The sequence below is a fragment of the Flavobacterium sp. genome (genome assembly GCF_029945805.1).
Lineage (GTDB): Bacteria > Bacteroidota > Bacteroidia > Flavobacteriales > Flavobacteriaceae > Flavobacterium.
The window spans coordinates 62087-76879 of sequence record NZ_JAQSDH010000009.1 but is presented as its reverse complement, the minus strand read 5'-3'; the positions used below and the strand labels follow the sequence as shown (position 1 = coordinate 76879).

Here is a 14793-nt window from a genome sequence, read left to right as displayed (position 1 = left end):
TTATAGAAGATGTTCAAGTAATTGATTATCCGCATTATTTCACACCAAATGGCGACGGAATTCACGATACATGGAATATTGTTGGATTAGGTGGACAACCTAACGCAAAAATTTATATATTTGACCGCTATGGTAAATTAATGAAACAAATCAGTTCGACAGGGCTAGGATGGGACGGAACATATAACGGACATACCTTACCTTCAGACGATTACTGGTTCACAGTTGATTTTACGGAACAAACCACAGCAAAACAGTTTAAAGCCCATTTCTCATTAAAAAGATAGTTATAATGAATTTTAGAAAGATTTATTTGTTAGCACTACTAATAGTAGCACAATTTTCGTATTCACAAGAAGGTTTACCAGTTTATTCCGATTACTTATCAGACAACTATTATTTGCTCCATCCCTCGATGGCCGGCGCAGCTAATTGTGCAAAACTTAGATTAACAGGAAGACAACAATGGTTTGGTCAAAAAGACGCCCCGGCATTACAAACTGTAAGTTTCAACGGAGCCTTAGGCGAAAGATCAGGCGGTGGAATTATTGTTTTTAACGATAAAAACGGTTATCACTCACAAACTGGGATGAAACTAACCTACGCGCACCACATCATGTTCTCTCGTGATAATGTTGATTTAAACCAACTTTCATTTGGTATGAGTGCTGGTTTTATTCAAAGTAATCTAGACGAAAGTACTTTTTATGACAATAACCCTAGCTTTGACCCAGTAGTTTTTGGTTCAATTCAAAGATCAACTTATTTTAATGTTGACATTGGAGCGTCTTATAATTTTCTTGATTTCTACGTTCATGCAACTGTAAAAAATGCATTGGCAAGTGACCGAAAATTATATACTGACAGCGAGCCTATAAATTTAAGAAGGTTTATTTTAAATAGCGGATATACTTTTGGAGATCCTGATGCCATTCTGTGGGAACCTTCTTTTATGTTCCAATTAGTTACATTGACTCAAGAAAAGACAGTTGATTTAAACCTGAAAGCATACAAAAATATGGAATTCGGAAGATTATGGGGAGGATTATCCTATAGAAGAAGTCTTGATGGCGCACAATTCGTACAAGGAAATGGTGTTGCTGACCAAAAATTACAATACATCACTCCTATCATCGGAGCTAATATTAAAAACTTCATGTTATCTTATACTTATTCTCACTTGGTTGGCGATGTAAAGTTTGATGCTGGTGGTTTTCACCAAATAACGCTCGGAATCAATTTATTCTGTAAACCAGAGAAATATCACTGTAATTGTCCTGCCATTAATTAATACTAACTGTCCCGATTTTATCGGGACACTTTTTTTTAACTATGATTATAAAAGCTGTCAACGGTAAAAGCCCGCAAATTCCTGAAGATTGTTATGTTGCAGAAAATGCAACTATTGTTGGAGATGTAGTTTTAGGCGCCTCTTGTAGTGTTTGGTTTAATGCTGTTATTCGAGGTGATGTGCATTATATCAAGATTGGAAACAAAGTTAATATTCAGGATGGCGCAATAATTCATTGTACGTATCAAAAACATCCGACAGAAATTGGAAATAATGTTTCCATAGGTCATAATGCAATTGTTCACGGATGTAAAATTCATGATAATGTATTAATTGGAATGGGTTCTATAGTAATGGATAATTGTGTGATTGAGAGCAATTCAATCGTTGCGGCAGGTGCAGTTGTTACTCAAAACACCGTAGTTGAATCTGGGACGATTTATGCTGGAATTCCAGCTAAGAAAGTAAAAGACATTGACCAATCTAATTTTTCTGGAGAAATTGAGCGTATTTCTAATAATTATGTGATGTATTCGAGCTGGTTCAAGGAAGATTAAAGAAAAACATTAGTTTGAATCTAGCCCTGATGGGAGCAAGCTACCTTGTAGCGCGGACAGCAGGAATAGGGTTTTAAGTATTCCTAGAGTTTGGCTCCTAAAAATCTTTAAAAATGACTTGGTATTTGTGCTCTAGAATTTCCGTTAAGACCTTTGGGTTGGAATTAGTATAAAAAACAGATTTTCCTTTATCCTTCTGAAAATTTAACCCAACTTTTTCGCTTAAAATATTTTTAGTTTGAAGCGCAACTGCTTGACCTGAGTCGATGATTTTAATGTTTTTTGGAAGTATCTTTTTTATCTGTGGAATAAGATAAGGATAATGACTGCAACCCAATACTAGATAGTCTATATTAGCATGGATCATTGGCTGCAAGTATTGCTGCAGAAGCGCATCCATTTCTTCAGAATTCATTTCGCCGTTTTCAATAAGACGGACCAAGCCGGTTCCAATTTGTTCAATGATTTTTGTTTCCTGAAACTTTTCAACAGTTTGATGAAACAACTCACTGTTGAGGGTTCCTTGTGTGGCAAGAATGCCTATTATATTTTTTTTTGAATTAACTGCCGCGGGTTTAATTGCAGGTTCGATTCCGATGAACGGAACATCATATTTTGCTCTTAATTCTCTTATTGCATTCGTTGTAGCCGTATTACATGCCACCACAATAATTTTGCAGTTTTGATTCAGAAGATATTCAGTATTCTTTATACTTAAGGCAATTATTTCTTCTTTTGACTTTTGTCCATAAGGTGCATTTTTGCTATCGGCAAGATAAATTGTATCCTCATGAGGAAGCACTTCGTGGATTTCCTTCCAAATGGAGGTTCCACCGATACCCGAATCAAAAAGCCCTATGGGATTATTATTTTCCATAGAAACAAAAGTAAAAAAAAACTGCTCAATTTCTTGAGCAGTTTTAGATAGTATTAAGAACTTTTTAGAAACTGAAACAAGTTCAGATTAAAATCCTAGATCTTTTTTAACGTCAGCTGTTAAATCTGGACCATCAGCCAAAAGTAAATCAGCAACATTTAAAACATATTGGTATCCTTTTGCTTTACCAATTTTAGCAATTGAAGCTTTGATTTTTTCCATTAAAGGCTTAACCATGTCTGCTTCTTTCTTTTGCAATTCTTTTTGAGCATTGTCTCTGTAATCCGTGATACGTTTTACTAAATCCTGCACTTCTGTTTGACGAGTTGCGTTTACAGCATCTCCAACAGTTGAAGCTTCTTTATCGTATTTATCGATTTTAGCTTGATATTCCTGAGCCATTGTTTTGTACTCAGTGTCGTAAGTTGCGCTCAATTTATCTAATTGTTTTTGAGCATCTAACATCGCTGGCATTTTAGAAATAATTTCATTTACATCTACATGTGCCGTTTTAGCTTGTGCATTGATCGTATAACTTGTCCCTAAACACAACACAGTAGCTAGTAATAATGATTTCAATCGTTTCATTTTAAAAAAGTATTAATTATTGTTATTATTTTTATTTGTCTTTTGGTTTATTCTTTGCGTCTTCTTTCGCTTTTTTTGCTGCATCTCTGTCAGCTAAAGCCTTTACTCTTTTTTCTTCTAAAGCTTGCTTTCTTTCTGCTAAAAGTCTGGCTCTTTCAGCAGCCTTATCAGCCTTAATATCATTTACAGGATTTGTTTCCGTTGTCGTTTTACCGTCTGCAGGTGGCGTTGCTCCATCTTCGTTTTTCTCAGTAGCAGTAACCGTGCCAGTTTTTTTCCCGCTCTTTGCATCAAGTAGTTCTTGTCGTTTCAAAGCCGCAGCTGCTTTCTTTTCTTCAGCAGCAATTTTTCTTTGCGCAACCAAATCTTCTCTAGCCTTCTTTTTGTCATCTAAAGCCTTCTTACGAGCTTCAAGTGCAGGATTATCACTAACCGCATCGTCTAATTCTTCTTTAGCTTCCTGAGCTTTTATTTGCTTATTCGTCATCTGCTGTCTTTTCTCAGCACGGGTAATAACTCGAATGACTTGTTCGCTGATATCGAATCTTTTTGCCGAAAAAAGCATTGTCAAATCAGAGGATTTATCAAATACAAAATCGTATTTCTTAGCTTCAGCAATATCTTGAACCGCTGTAAAAACTTGATCTTGAATAGGTTTAACTAAGACTGCTTTCTGAGTCATCAAATCGCCATTGGGTCCAAATTTCTTTTGTTGAAAATCCAGAAGCTCGTCTTCCTGAAATTTTATTTCTTCTTCTCGCTCGTCAATTAGTTCTTTAGTTAATAGTGCTCTTTCTGTTTTTAATGCATCTTTAAGTTTAGCAATATCCACTTTTTTTGCTTCAATATCTTGCTTCCATTTTTGGGCTTTTTGCTCCAATTGACTTTTCGCCTCACTATAATCGGGTACATTTTGTAAAATGTATTCCATATCAATATAACCAATTTTTACACCTCTGCCTTGTGCGTTTAGCTGAAAAACTGAGAATATAACTAGGACTGTTATTGCAAAATATTTTTTCATTCGATTATAATTTAATAAATAATGTACCAAATATAATTAAAATTGTTGACCAATTATAAAATGTGTCTCCCAACCATTAGGTTTTGTAAAACCTGGTACTGGATCAAAACCGTGTGCAAAGTCAATTCCTAACAAACCAAATGCTGGCATAAATACCCTCAATCCGAATCCTGCAGAACGTTGCAATACAAATGGATTGTATTCTTTAAAGGTATTATAAGATGCTCCTGCTTCAACGAAAGTCAACATATAAATGGATGCTGCTGCTTTCAATGTTAATGGATACCTAAGTTCTAATGAGAATTTATTATAAACTGTTGCTCCATCTTGCGATGATAATGATTGATTTGGATATCCTCTCAACTGCACAACTTCTCTACCGTCTAACGAGAAGTTAGCTAAACCATCGCCCCCAAGAAAGAATCTTTCAAAGGGAACCAGTCCTCGACCATTATTATATGCTCCTAAATACCCAAATTCTCCTAAAGCTTTTAGTACTAATGCTTTTGACTGTGTTCCTGCTAATCTAGTATACCAGTCGGCTTTGAACTTTAATTTATAATATTCTAACCAACTAAATTTTTCCTGATCCACTTTAGCTCTGTCGGCTGTTGCTAATGTATAATCACTTCCTACTGTTTGATAAATTCCTGAACCAGCTGCAGTTTCTTGCAAATAATCATCAATAGCCGGAATTGCGCCACCTGAAGTTGGTACTGTTGTTAAAGTTGAACCATCAACATATTTAAGTTTATAATTTTCTTGATTTTCCAAATCTCCATAATTCACGCCGTTAAACAATGAATATGGCAAAGTAAATTTGGCTGAAACACTAAATTCAGAACCTGATGTTGGATAAATTGGATTAACCCCTTTATTATTTCTACTCAAGCCAACTGTATAGGCTAAATTTCGAGAAGAACCGTCACCAAAAGTAAATAGACCTGTATTATAGTTATTCAAATCGTAATATTGAAAACTTACTGAGCTTGAAAACACAAAATAATCATCTGGCACAGTTAACCTTTTTGCAATTCCAACCGACAACGAAGTGATGTTAAAACTCTTAGTTCTATCTACATTGCTTGAATTTCCTGAGTATAAAAACTGCTTACTGTGTGATAATGAACTTGAAAACTGTATTGGCTTTTTTCCACCAAGCCACGGTTCTGAAAACGATAAACTGTAAGTTTGGAAAAATGAACTCGCCTGTAAACGCAAAGCAACTTTCTGTCCGTCACCCATTGGGAGCGGCTTATAAGCATCTTTTTTAAATAAATTTCTTGCTGAGAAATTATTGAACGACAGTCCCAATGTTCCGATGAATCCACCGCCACCGTAACCTCCTTGCAGTTCTATTTGGCTAGACCCTTTTTCAACTACATTATATTCAATATCAACTGTTCCTGCAGAAGGATCTACATTTTTGAATTTTGGATCAATAGCTTCAGGATCAAAGAAACCTAACTGACCAATCTCACGAATTGTTCTAACTAAATCTTCTTTACTGTATTTTTGTCCCGGTTGTGTTCTTAATTCTCTGTAGATCACTCTATCATTTGTTTTATCATTTCCAACAACGGTAATGTTATTGAAATAAGCAACTGGTCCTTCTGTTATTCTGATTTCAAAATCGATTGTATCGTTAGCTGTCTTTACCTCAACTGCATTAACATTTGAAAACAAGTAACCGCTATTTTGATATAAATTTGTAATATCTTCTCCATCAGGCTTTGACTTGTCTGCTATTCTTTTTTCTAAAAGAACTCCATTGTAAGTGTCCCCTTTTTTAATCCCTAGAACTCTTCCAAGAAGTTGATCCGAATAAACAGAGTTTCCAAGAAATTTTATATCTCCAAAGTGATATTTCTTTCCTTCTTCTACTTTAATATTTATTGCTAATTTTGATTTTTTTGCATTTAAAAAAACAGAATCACTAACAACACGGGCGTCTCTAAACCCTTTCTCTTTGTATTTGTCAACAATTGACGTTAAGTCCTCTTTATATTTATCCTTTATGAATTTTGATCCTTTTAAAACCCGAAACCTGTTAATCTGTTTCGTGTTTTTCATAGCACTTCTGAGTTTGGCATCTGAGAATTTTTCGTTGCCATCAAAAGTTATTTTAGAAATCTTGAGCTTATCTCCTTTATCGATGTTAACAAGCATTTTTACTTGATTTCCTTCGGTAGTATCAGGAATAGTTTTTATAAAAACTTTGGTATTAAAGTAGCCGTCTTTTTTATATTTATTTTCAATATAATTTTTTGTAGTTGTAATAAGGTTTTCGTTTACAATTTTACCTTTTGTCAATGCATTATCTTTGATAAGCGCTTCGGTTTTTGACTTTTTGACACCTTGGAATTTAACTTCATTCAGTTTTGGTAACTCCACAATATCTAAATCTAACCAAATACTATCATTTTCAATCTTGTTAACGTAAAAATCAATGTCGCTGAAAAGACCCAATTTCCCAAGTTTTTTAATCGCATTGCTTATTTCCTCTCCAGGAACGGTAATTTGTTGTCCTTTTTCCAGACCTGCAAATGTTACTACAGTTTGTTCGTTATAACTGATTTTTCCATTTACTTTTACATTGGATAGAATATATTTCTTCCCTTGGTCAAAAGGAATTCTATCTTGAGCTTGAAATTGAAAAAAACTTCCAAGTAATATAAGAAGTAGAAGTGTTTTTTGAGATTTAATCTGCACTGAAATTTTATTTAATTTGTTCACTGGTCTTTCCGAATCTACGTTCTCTTTTTTGATAACTAATAATGGCTGCATATAAATCTTCATCTTTGAAATCGGGCCACAATACATCAGTGAAATAAAACTCTGCATAGGCTATTTGCCACAACAAGAAATTACTGATTCTATGTTCGCCACTTGTTCTAATCACTAAATCTACGTCAGGTAAATTTCGCGTGTAAAGATGCTCATTTATAATTGATTCATCAATAGTGTCTATCGAAATTATATTATTTTTAACTTTGTCACTTATTATTTTAACAACATTTAACAACTCCTCTCTTGAACCATAGCTCAAAGCCAATGTGAGTGTCATTCTGGTATTGTTTTTAGTTTTTTCAATAACTGCTAAGAGTTCTCTTTTTGCCTTTGAAGGAAGTAAATCGATATTCCCAATACAGTTTAAACGGATATCGTTTTTTTCTAAAGTTTCCAATTCATTTTTCAACGAATTAACTAATAGTTTCATTAAAGTGTCAACTTCTAGTTTTGGTCTATTCCAGTTTTCAGTTGAAAAAGCATATAATGTTAAGTTTTCAATTCCTAATTTGGCACAAGTTTCTACCGTAACTCTAACTGATTTCGTGCCCTTTTCGTGTCCAAACGCTCTTAACAGTCCTTGCTTTTTAGCCCAACGCCCATTGCCGTCCATGATGATGGCCAAATGTTTTGGTAAGTTGTCTTTATTTATAGTAGTTAGCAGGCTCATTATTTAATCCGCACAATAACATGGCTTGTCTCCAAAAGTATACGTTACTGTAAACCCCGTGAAAACGTACCAATCTTTGCTGTTTATATTTCCAAATTTCAAGGTCTCTAAATTTTTATTTTTAGGCAAACTACCATCAAGATTATCTGTAAAAGTATATCGTGCTCCAACTTCAAACCCAAGGATAAAATTTTCTAGCACATTTCCTTTTAGTCCAACAGTCATCGGAATGGCAAATCCTGTCGCTGCAAAGTCCTTTTTATATTGCCCATTGACAAAAAATAATTCATCATATGAAAAAACGGAAATGCCCGAATACACATAAGGCGTTATCTTTCTTTTTAATACTTCATGCAGGTTAAAATCGAAAAAATTAAATTCCAACCCAGCCGAAAATTCTTTTATATGATTCTTAAAATTATAAGCTCTTTGTTCTCTTGCCGGAACCTCAGAATCTAAATCGTTTGCGGTTATATTAGACTGCGTATAAGAAAACCTATACGAATGTCGTGGACTTTTGTTCCATTTATATATAATCCCAAAAGCGTATTCGTTTGGATCCACATAATTGGTTTTACCAACATCTCCAATATAATTACTTCCGCCTAAGAACACACCAATTTCATGAATTTGTGCAGTCAAAATATTTTGGAAAATAAAACAAAAAAATAATACTAAAATCTTTTTCATTAAAATTGAAAATAGCGTGCAAATATAACAATTCTGAGTACTTATCTAACATGAATTCAGGATTTATGTCAAATAAAAGGAAGTGCTGAGAATTGTTAGTGATAGAACGGTTTATGTTCTAAAACGTAATATTTAGAATTGTAGTATAAATGCATAGTGATTTTTTTCTAATTTCTCTTGTCCTGTCCCCAAAGCAGTTTGTTACGAAGTGTTTTAAGAAAAGTTTCTTCTGGGATTTCAACCATGTTGATTTTGAAGGGTGTTTTCTTAATCCGCAACTCAGCATTATTATTAATAGAAGTTATTCTTGAATCTAATGAAACCAAATACTTTTCTTCTCTACCCGAAACTTTAAGTTTTATTTCCGTGTCATCAGCAATTACAAGAGGACGCGCATTTAAGTTGTGTGGTGCAATTGGCGTTATAACCAAGCCTTTTACGTCAGGCATCAATATTGGTCCACCGCAACTAAGCGAATATCCCGTAGAACCCGTGGGCGTAGAAACAATCAAACCATCCGCCCAGTATGAATTTAAATATTCTCCATTCAGATAGGTTTCAATCGTTATCATTGAAGTAGTATCTTTTCTGTTAATCGAGATTTCGTTCATTGCAAAGTTGATTTCAAAATCGGAATAGGTTGGATTGATTTCCATACTTAGTAACGTTCTTTCAGAAATTGTATATTTTTTCTCCAATACGATCTGAAGAAAGGATTCAATATTTTCTTTTTGAACTTTGGCCAAAAAACCAAGTCTTCCAGCATTTACTCCAAGAATTGGGATACCAGAATCACGAACAAAAGTAGCCGCTCTTAGTATTGTCCCATCTCCACCAATACTAATTAAAATATCATAACTATTGTCTAAATCGGTATGCAACGCGAAAGTTTTGTACGGTTTGGAAATAATTTCTTCTTCATATAATATTTTTAGAAAATTTTCTTCAATTACTAATTCGACGTTATTTCTGTTGAAAAAAACAAAAATATCTTTAATAATTGGTCGTGTATCGTTTTGGTAATACTGTCCGAAGATGGCAATTTTCATGGTGATTAGATTTCAGATTTCAGACTTCAGAACTATATACTTTATTCGTGAATGTTTTGCTTTCAACGCTGAGCTTTCTATTTTTTAAATATTTAAATATTTATCCAAATATTCCGAACGTTCTTTCAACGTATTCAAATAATCGTCTTCTTGATGTTCTGAAATTATTTCATAATTATATCGACGAAAAGACTGTATAATCTCATTTGTTCCTCCAGCAGTAGTCTTAATGGTAACTTGTACTTTTTCCGAATCGGCTTCCGAAACAAAGATGCCAAGAAGTTTTCCGTTATTACTTTCGACAATTTGGGAAATTTGACTCATTGAATAATCGGCCGTTGGTTTTTCTACTATAATTACAGCGCCGGTTTCTTTAAGAAATGGCGTTTCAGTCAAAAATTTTATAACATCTGTAATTTCGTAATACCCTACATACTTATTCTGATCATCCAAAATTGGAATAATATTCGAGTTATTTCGGGCAAAAACCTCTAAAACATCAAGCCAAATCATTGTTGATCTAACAAAAAAACCTTCCAGCATATACCTATAGTCAGCTAGTGCCTTCGAAACCTCAAAAGTTTCAGCATCAACAGCAGAAATGCAACCTATGTATGCGTCATTTTCTATAATTGGAAAATGGGTATAGGAAACATCCGCAAAGAAATCATGAACTTCTGCCACAGTTTCCGTAATTGGAAAAGGTTTAAAATCGTTATTGATATATTCTGAAAGTTGCCTCATGTATTATTTTCTTTTTGCGACTGCAAAATAATCAAAATTTGCGATATGATGACTTAGTTTTACTTTGTATTTTTGTAATCACATTATTAAAATGTGCAATTCATTAAACTTTTCTATGACAAAATTAAGTGTAAACATCAATAAAATAGCGACTTTACGAAATGCTCGTGGCGGAAATGTTCCAGATTTACTCCAGGTAGCCAAAGACATTCAACGCTTTGGAGCACAAGGAATTACGATACATCCACGTCCCGATGAAAGACACATCCGCTATCAAGATGCACGCGATTTGAAGCCTATTGTCTATACCGAATTCAATATTGAAGGTAATCCGCAGCACAATTTTATCGATTTAGTGTTGGAATGTAAACCCGAACAGGTAACCTTGGTTCCCGATGCTATTGGAGCAATTACCTCGTCTGCGGGTTGGGACACGGTTAAAAATCAATCCTATTTGACAGAAGTTATTGCCGAATTCAAGCGAAACGGAATCAGAACATCCATTTTTGTAGATCCAATTGCGGAAATGATAGAAGGTGCAAAAAAAACAGGAACCGACCGAATCGAATTATACACCGAAGTCTACGCGCATCAATACGGCTTAGGAAATCAAAAAGCCATTGAACCTTATACAGCTTCAGCTCTTTTATGCAATGAATTGGGACTAGGAATAAATGCCGGACATGATTTGAGTTTGGACAATATCAAATTCTTCAAAGAAAACATTCCGGGATTATTAGAAGTATCCATCGGTCACGCCTTGATTTCAGAAGCGCTGTATCTTGGCTTAGACAATGTTATTAATATGTATTTAAACAAATTAAAATAAATTGAAATTGATGATTAACGAATGTCGATCTGTGAATTTAAGATTGATTCTGCTATCAAAAATTAAAAATCTAAAATCTAAAATTGTATGCTAAATTCCCGTATTGAAGGCCAAGGCAAGCCACTTTTAATCCTTCACGGATTTCTCGGCATGTCCGACAATTGGAAGTCTTTTGGTCCGCTTTATGCCGCCGAAGGTTTTCAGGTTCACCTAATCGATTTGAGAAATCACGGCAAAAGTTTTCATTCAGACGAATTCAATTATATGGTACTTTCGAATGATGTTTTGGAATATTGCCAACAGAAAAATTTAGCTAAGGTGTCTCTAATCGGTCATTCGATGGGCGGAAAAGTAGCGATGTTGTTTGCGACAACTCATCCCGAACTTGTAGATAAATTAATAGTTGCTGATATTGGCCCAAAATATTATGCGCCACATCACGACGACATTTTAGCTGGATTAAACGCCATAGATTTTACTACAAAACCTGACAGAACCCAAGTTGAAGAAATTTTATATCCGTTTATTCCCGATTTCGGAACACGACAATTTTTGATGAAAAATTTATATTGGGTTGAACCCGGACAGTTGGCTTTCCGATTTAATCTCGCTGTTTTCAATGCTAAAATTGAAAGTATTGGCGAAGCTTTACCAGAAGCTAATCATTTTGATAAACCTACATTATTTATTCGAGGCGGAAATTCCAGATACATTTTAGATACAGATCTTCCTGAAATTAAAAAACAGTTTCCAAATTTTAAACTAGCCACTATTAACAATGTTGGTCATTGGCTTCATGCTGAAAATCCAAAGTTATTTTTTGAGGAAACCGCAAAATTTTTAAAATAAAAAAAACCCTTTTCAAATTGAAAAGGGTTTTTTTAAAACTAAATTTTAAAAGTTAGTTTTTGATGAATTTCTTAACTGCAGTACCAGAATCAGTACTGATGTTCATAAAATAAACTCCCGAAGTTAAGTCATTCACATTTAATTGCACTTCAGAAAGGTTATTAACTTTCATAGTTTTAACAGTTCTTCCGTTTATGTCATTAATATCAACATTTGTTAAAATGATATTGTCATTGTTTGAAATGTTTACAACGTTGTTAGCAGGATTAGGATAAGTGCTGAATTTTCTAGCGAAAGCTTCATTTACACCTAAACCAGTTGTAGTAACTTTAAAATCATCAAGCATAAATCCAAATTGATCTGCAGATGTACAATGGATACCTACATATATTGGTTGGCCATCAAATGCAGTTAAATCATAAATGTACTCTGTGTAAGTTCCAAAAGCTGTTGTTTCAGATGCGCCTATTGAAGTAAAACTGGCAACTGCGGTAGTTGTTGTTGAAACAAAAACTTCAAATACTTCATCAGGAAAATCACCATCACATGATTTTGCCCAAAAAGAAAGTTCATTACCAGACGAACCTAAAGTAATTTGAGGAGAAATTAACCAGTCGTCGTTAGTTGGAAAAGCTCCATTAGGAACAGCCGCAATACAAGCCATTGCTTTTTGACCAGAACGTGCAGTCCAATCACTTGTAGCACTAACAGGTAAACCTGTTCCGCCAGTCCTAGTAACAGTTGTAGAGTTAAAAACAATAAAAGCCATAGGCGTTCCTGAATTTAAAAAAGTAGTTCCTCCACCAAAACCGTAAGTAGGTCTTAAATCAATATCTGTCAAAGTCCAAGAACCAACTCCTGCCTTAGCAAAATCAGTGTAAGAATCGAAATTGTCCTGAAAAATCGTAGTTTGAGCACTAGCGCTTAAACCGGAAATAAATAAAATAGAAAGTAATAATTTTTTCATAATTTTTGTTTTTTAAAGTTAAATTTAAACAAATTTAGTTTTTTAAATTTAAAAAAAAAATATATAGCCTATTTTTGCATGCCTATTTCAAACATTTAACACATGAAACTTATACTTAGAATATTCATTACTGCACTTTTAGTAATGCTAATTGCCAACTTTATGAAAGGCGTTACTATTTCAAACGGCATAGAAACTTCTTTAAAAGTCGCTATTGTATTGGCACTTTTAAATTTTTTCGTAAAACCTATTTTGGTACTACTCACCTTGCCAATAACCTTTTTTACATTAGGTTTATTTTTATTAGTCATCAACACGATTATTATTATGTTATGTGATCACTTTTTAGTTGAGTTTAGAATTGACAGTTTCTGGACGGCAATGCTATTTAGTATTATCTTATCGCTTTTCCAATCATTGCTTTTCCAACTTACAGGCGAGACTAAATAAGAACGTACAAATCATTAAAACAAAAACTTGGTTGGGTTGCAGAAATGTTATAATTTTGCAACCCAATTTTATTATGTAAATTATTATCAAAATGGATATTAAAAGAGTCGCAATTAGTGCTGTAAACGAGGTGATTGTAATAACAGTTCCTCAAATGGATTACAAAGGACAAGTAGCAAAAAGAATAAACGAAAAAATGCCTTTAGCCACTGTAAAAGGTTTTCGTAAAGGCGCGGTGCCAAAAGCATTAGTTGAAAAACAATATGGTGCAGCAATAAAAGTAGAAGAAGTAAACAAAGTGGTTGACTTAGCATTGCAACGTTTTTTACAAACCGAAAGATTAAATCTCTTGGGTTCACCACTTCCAAAAGTGAACGAAAATTTTTCTTGGGATGATGAAGAATTAGTATTTGAATTCGAAATTGGTCTTGCACCGGAATTTGAAATCAATCTAGAAGCTAAAAATGACATCGTAAAATACCAAATCGTGGCTGACGACGCAATGTTGGACACTCAAATTGGAAGAATCCAAAAACAATACGGTAAAATAATTTCACAAACTGTTGTTGCTGAAGGAAATGACGTTTCTGGAATGTTCGCTAACGAGGAAGCCGGAATCAACAACCGCGCAACTATCGATCTAGCTGATTTTGCAGATGCCAAAGTGGCGAAATCTTTTATTGGCAAAAAAGTAGGCGATGTAATTACCTTAAAAACTAAAGGTTTATTCCATGACGACCATAAATTAATGGATTATTTGGCCGTTGACCATGATAATGTTCACGGTTTAGATGTTGACGTTACGTTTACAATCGATGAAGTTGTAGCACACGAACCAGCAGAATTAAATCAGGAGTTATTTAATAAATTGTTTGGCGACGGAAGCGTAAGTTCATTAGAAGAGTTGAAAGCAAAAATTAAAGCCGATGCCGAAAAACATTTTGCCCAACAAGCCGAACAAAAGTTAATGGCCGACGTGCAAGATTTTTTAATCGAAAACACGAAATTCGAATTGCCAGACGAATTTCTTATCAAATGGATCCAATCTTCAGGCGAGAAAAAACTTTCTCCAGAAGAAGCTGCTACCGAATACAGCCGCTCTGAAAAAGGATTGCGTTTCCAATTAATTGAAGGAAAAGCATTAGCACAAAGCAATATCCAAATTACTTTTGATGATTTAAAATCGTTCACAACTCAAAATATTCGCCAACAAATGGCACAATTTGGCAACATGAACCCAACAGCTGAAGAAGTAGAAGGAATTGTAGCCCGAGTTTTGTCAAACCAAGAAGAAGTGAAAAGATTATCAGAACAAGTGGTTGCCGATAAAATGTTGCAATTATTCAAAGAAAAAGCAAACCCTAAAACAAAAGAAGTTACCTATGACCAATTTGTTGCAGCAATGTATAATGAATAAA

Annotated in this window: 16 protein-coding genes; 7 read left to right on the top strand and 9 right to left on the bottom strand. The window is 34.2% G+C overall.

The features are described from left to right. The 3 genes from PSU83_RS02225 to PSU83_RS02215 form a co-directional block, all read left to right on the top strand. Nucleotides 1-287, top strand: a 287-nt coding sequence (locus PSU83_RS02225) for a T9SS type B sorting domain-containing protein (RefSeq protein WP_300586237.1), incomplete at its 5' end; no start/stop codon positions are given. 5 nt (nt 288-292) lie between these two features. Next, nucleotides 293-1291, top strand: coding sequence for a type IX secretion system membrane protein PorP/SprF (locus PSU83_RS02220; RefSeq protein WP_300586235.1), 999 nt, complete (start codon nt 293-295; stop codon nt 1289-1291). A gap of 41 nt (nt 1292-1332) precedes the next feature. Then, nucleotides 1333-1848, top strand: a complete 516-nt coding sequence (locus tag PSU83_RS02215; RefSeq protein WP_300586233.1) for a gamma carbonic anhydrase family protein — start codon at nt 1333-1335, stop codon at nt 1846-1848. A 97-nt stretch (nt 1849-1945) separates the two neighbouring features. Here PSU83_RS02215 and murI read toward each other — a convergent pair whose 3' ends face one another. The 8 genes from murI to PSU83_RS02175 form a co-directional block, all read right to left on the bottom strand. Continuing rightward, nucleotides 1946-2725: a glutamate racemase gene (gene murI / locus PSU83_RS02210; RefSeq protein ID WP_300586231.1), complete on the bottom strand. Its 780-nt coding sequence runs from the start codon at nt 2723-2725 to the stop codon at nt 1946-1948. An 87-nt stretch (nt 2726-2812) separates the two neighbouring features. Continuing rightward, nucleotides 2813-3313, bottom strand: coding sequence for an OmpH family outer membrane protein (locus PSU83_RS02205; protein ID WP_300586229.1), 501 nt, complete (start codon nt 3311-3313; stop codon nt 2813-2815). Between the two features lie 31 nt (nt 3314-3344). Continuing rightward, nucleotides 3345-4337 carry an OmpH family outer membrane protein gene (locus PSU83_RS02200; protein ID WP_300586227.1) on the bottom strand — a complete coding sequence of 331 codons (993 nt, stop codon included), beginning with the start codon at nt 4335-4337 and terminating at the stop codon, nt 3345-3347. Between the two features lie 36 nt (nt 4338-4373). Beyond that, nucleotides 4374-7124 carry a POTRA domain-containing protein gene (locus tag PSU83_RS02195; RefSeq protein WP_300586226.1) on the bottom strand — a complete coding sequence of 917 codons (2751 nt, stop codon included), beginning with the start codon at nt 7122-7124 and terminating at the stop codon, nt 4374-4376. Beyond that, on the bottom strand, nt 7057-7797 hold the full coding sequence (locus PSU83_RS02190) for an isoprenyl transferase (RefSeq protein ID WP_300586224.1): 741 nt from the start codon (nt 7795-7797) through the stop codon (nt 7057-7059). Before PSU83_RS02190 ends, PSU83_RS02195 begins: the two co-directional genes overlap by 68 nt. A gap of 3 nt (nt 7798-7800) precedes the next feature. Continuing rightward, nucleotides 7801-8487, bottom strand: a complete 687-nt coding sequence (locus PSU83_RS02185) for a DUF6089 family protein (RefSeq protein ID WP_300586222.1) — start codon at nt 8485-8487, stop codon at nt 7801-7803. 167 nt (nt 8488-8654) lie between these two features. Then, complete coding sequence (locus tag PSU83_RS02180) at nt 8655-9536, bottom strand: NAD kinase (RefSeq protein WP_300586220.1); 882 nt, start codon at nt 9534-9536, stop codon at nt 8655-8657. 84 nt (nt 9537-9620) lie between these two features. Beyond that, nucleotides 9621-10280 (bottom strand): CBS domain-containing protein, encoded by a 660-nt coding sequence (locus PSU83_RS02175; RefSeq protein ID WP_300586218.1) that lies wholly within the window; start codon nt 10278-10280, stop codon nt 9621-9623. Between the two features lie 115 nt (nt 10281-10395). Between PSU83_RS02175 and PSU83_RS02170 the strand changes: the two genes are divergently transcribed. Beyond that, nucleotides 10396-11109, top strand: a complete 714-nt coding sequence (locus tag PSU83_RS02170; RefSeq protein WP_300586215.1) for a pyridoxine 5'-phosphate synthase — start codon at nt 10396-10398, stop codon at nt 11107-11109. A gap of 87 nt (nt 11110-11196) precedes the next feature. Further along, nucleotides 11197-11958 carry an alpha/beta fold hydrolase gene (locus tag PSU83_RS02165; protein WP_300586213.1) on the top strand — a complete coding sequence of 254 codons (762 nt, stop codon included), beginning with the start codon at nt 11197-11199 and terminating at the stop codon, nt 11956-11958. A 52-nt stretch (nt 11959-12010) separates the two neighbouring features. Here the strand turns inward: PSU83_RS02165 and PSU83_RS02160 are convergent, their stop codons facing one another. Continuing rightward, complete coding sequence (locus tag PSU83_RS02160; RefSeq protein ID WP_300586211.1) at nt 12011-12925, bottom strand: choice-of-anchor J domain-containing protein; 915 nt, start codon at nt 12923-12925, stop codon at nt 12011-12013. 102 nt (nt 12926-13027) lie between these two features. Here PSU83_RS02160 and PSU83_RS02155 point away from each other — a divergent pair, with 102 nt between their 5' ends. Further along, nucleotides 13028-13375 (top strand): phage holin family protein, encoded by a 348-nt coding sequence (locus PSU83_RS02155; protein WP_300586209.1) that lies wholly within the window; start codon nt 13028-13030, stop codon nt 13373-13375. Between the two features lie 91 nt (nt 13376-13466). Then, nucleotides 13467-14792: a trigger factor gene (locus tag PSU83_RS02150; RefSeq protein ID WP_300586207.1), complete on the top strand. Its 1326-nt coding sequence runs from the start codon at nt 13467-13469 to the stop codon at nt 14790-14792. The last annotated feature ends 1 nt before the right edge of the window (nt 14793 follow it).

Excerpts from the sequence above, each read along its gene's own strand:
- PSU83_RS02215 (WP_300586233.1), top strand. The coding sequence starts at position 1,333 with ATGATTATAAAAGCTGTCAACGGTAAAAGCCCGCAAATTCCTGAAGAT.
- PSU83_RS02195 (WP_300586226.1), bottom strand. The coding sequence starts at position 7,124 with ATGCAGCCATTATTAGTTATCAAAAAAGAGAACGTAGATTCGGAAAGA.
- PSU83_RS02200 (WP_300586227.1), bottom strand. The coding sequence starts at position 4,337 with ATGAAAAAATATTTTGCAATAACAGTCCTAGTTATATTCTCAGTTTTT.
- PSU83_RS02155 (WP_300586209.1), top strand. The coding sequence starts at position 13,028 with ATGAAACTTATACTTAGAATATTCATTACTGCACTTTTAGTAATGCTA.
- PSU83_RS02205 (WP_300586229.1), bottom strand. The coding sequence starts at position 3,313 with ATGAAACGATTGAAATCATTATTACTAGCTACTGTGTTGTGTTTAGGG.
- PSU83_RS02175 (WP_300586218.1), bottom strand. The coding sequence starts at position 10,280 with ATGAGGCAACTTTCAGAATATATCAATAACGATTTTAAACCTTTTCCA.
- PSU83_RS02185 (WP_300586222.1), bottom strand. The coding sequence starts at position 8,487 with ATGAAAAAGATTTTAGTATTATTTTTTTGTTTTATTTTCCAAAATATT.
- murI (WP_300586231.1), bottom strand. The coding sequence starts at position 2,725 with ATGGAAAATAATAATCCCATAGGGCTTTTTGATTCGGGTATCGGTGGA.
- PSU83_RS02220 (WP_300586235.1), top strand. The coding sequence starts at position 293 with ATGAATTTTAGAAAGATTTATTTGTTAGCACTACTAATAGTAGCACAA.
- PSU83_RS02160 (WP_300586211.1), bottom strand. The coding sequence starts at position 12,925 with ATGAAAAAATTATTACTTTCTATTTTATTTATTTCCGGTTTAAGCGCT.
- PSU83_RS02150 (WP_300586207.1), top strand. The coding sequence starts at position 13,467 with ATGGATATTAAAAGAGTCGCAATTAGTGCTGTAAACGAGGTGATTGTA.
- PSU83_RS02180 (WP_300586220.1), bottom strand. The coding sequence starts at position 9,536 with ATGAAAATTGCCATCTTCGGACAGTATTACCAAAACGATACACGACCA.
- PSU83_RS02170 (WP_300586215.1), top strand. The coding sequence starts at position 10,396 with ATGACAAAATTAAGTGTAAACATCAATAAAATAGCGACTTTACGAAAT.
- PSU83_RS02190 (WP_300586224.1), bottom strand. The coding sequence starts at position 7,797 with ATGAGCCTGCTAACTACTATAAATAAAGACAACTTACCAAAACATTTG.
- PSU83_RS02165 (WP_300586213.1), top strand. The coding sequence starts at position 11,197 with ATGCTAAATTCCCGTATTGAAGGCCAAGGCAAGCCACTTTTAATCCTT.